Consider the following 1,963-nt stretch of genomic DNA (forward strand, 5'->3'; position numbering starts at 1 on the left):
AGGATAACTATTTATTATCAATGGATTACTCAAGTGATTGGTTACTTACACTGGCAAGACAATACCGTAAGAAAAAAAAGCAGGAACCATTGTTTATTTCAGACTGGGATGCAATCAATCCTCTTGCAATGTACCCATACAAATTAATACAAAGTTCACTTGCATTTCAAGCTAAAGATTCTCTGAAATATATATTTTCAGATGAACTATCGGATTTGAAAAAACAAATACTTCATTCATTAGAGAGGGGGCGTTGCAATATCGAAAAGGAAAATATTGCTGTCACGGTGAGTGGCACTGCTTCATTATTTTTAAGTCTTTCAGCTTTGTATAAATTGGGGGTCAGAAATTTCTTAGTATTTACTCCAACCTATTACACCATACCAGATACGTTAAAAGATTTAGGAGCAAACATATACTACTACCATCTTTATGATTATCTGGATTTTAAGGTTGATATTATCGATGTCCAAAAAGCCATTGAAGCAAATAGTATAGATGCAATTATTTTTTCAGATCCTATTTATAGCGCTGGCATTGAGATAAATGATGCTACGTATATTTTACTTGCCGAAACTTGCAAAAGTAAAGAGATTTGGTTGCTATGCGACTACTCACTCGGAGGAATGGAATGGAGCAACCGAGATAACCTTTTATTGAATAGCTTCAAACTAGGTTTGTTAAGACAAGCGGGCAAATTTATTTTCATAGAATCCCTAACGAAAAGACTTTTGATAAATGGGATAAAAACATCTCTTATTTTTTGCTCCAGCAGATTGTCGTCAGATATAGAAGACTTGGCCAGCCAAGTATATGGAGGATTCTGTATTTCACAAATAGAACTAATACAAAACTTATATCAAAAGGAAAATGCAGCTGAATTATTAAGCATAATTCAACATAATAAGAAAGTTATCAAAGACAACTTCGAATTGCTTCAGGCATTCCTAATGGACACACCATATAAACTTTACAATGCTAACAGTGGTTATTTTACGATGATTGTTCATAAAGAACACAATATTTGTAATGTGTTTCCACAATCAATAATTAGAACTTTTTTATTCAAGCATGGAGTGCTTGCATTTCCTTCTTTTCATTTTTCTTTCGATCAAAAAAATAAGTTTGGATTTCGAATCAACTTGCTTTCCGACATCTCAGATATGCTTTTTTCTCTTGACAAGTGTATTCGGGAAGACACTAAACTGTTTCATCAATAAAGACAATGGTTTTGCTTTCGTTACTATTTCATCTGAAGGTTTATTGAGTATTCTACGGACAATATTGATATCTCCTTCCAAATCTTTAAGACTCATCTTATTATCTTCTAAAAGTTGGTGCGTTTTACGGTAGATAGTATATTCAACTTTTATTTCCAACGTTCTGATGAGTATTGATTTAAGAATTGTAATAAGTACATAAATACCTATTGCATATCCAATTATTTCAATGACTAAAGAGCCCTTTCTAGTGCCAATGATGTTATAATTACTGAGTTCTGGTATCCCGTATCCATTACTGACAGAATTGAAATATTCATTCAATAAAAGTTTGAACTCTTCATAATACCTTTCTTCGATTGATATTTCGCAATAAATTTCTTTTAGAGGATCTATATTAATAAAATCCTTTTCCTCAAAAAGTAGCGACTCAATGTTTTGTTTCAGAAAATAAATATTGTTTTGATACTGCAACTGATCCTGTAAGCTGTCAAAACTTACAGATTTATTCTCGAATTGACCGATTGTATAAACAGTTTCTTCTAAGCTAATTATATTTGAATTCGCATAAAATATTAATGCTTTAATTATTCTTTGAATTTGATCAGATTTTCTAAGTTCATGATTGTCCGTAGCAACCCGATCCAAAACATTGCCCAAATAATTAACTATTGACAATTCTTTTTTTGAATAGTACCTGTAAAGCAAAGTCATATTAAAAGCTTCAAAAAGTCGTCCCGATT

2 protein-coding genes are annotated in these 1,963 nt (G+C 31.7%); one reads left to right on the top strand and one right to left on the bottom strand.

From position 1 onward, the window contains the following. On the top strand, window positions 1-1,220 hold a 1,220-nt coding region (locus EGI32_RS11005; RefSeq protein ID WP_255155425.1), incomplete at its 5' end, for an aminotransferase class I/II-fold pyridoxal phosphate-dependent enzyme. Here the strand turns inward: EGI32_RS11005 and EGI32_RS11010 are convergent. After that, on the bottom strand, window positions 1,158-1,963 hold an 806-nt coding region (locus EGI32_RS11010; protein ID WP_255155426.1), incomplete at its 5' end, for a hypothetical protein. The genes EGI32_RS11005 and EGI32_RS11010 overlap by 63 nt on opposite strands.

This window comes from Ferruginibacter sp. HRS2-29, assembly GCF_024343615.1.
Lineage (GTDB): Bacteria > Bacteroidota > Bacteroidia > Chitinophagales > Chitinophagaceae > Ferruginibacter.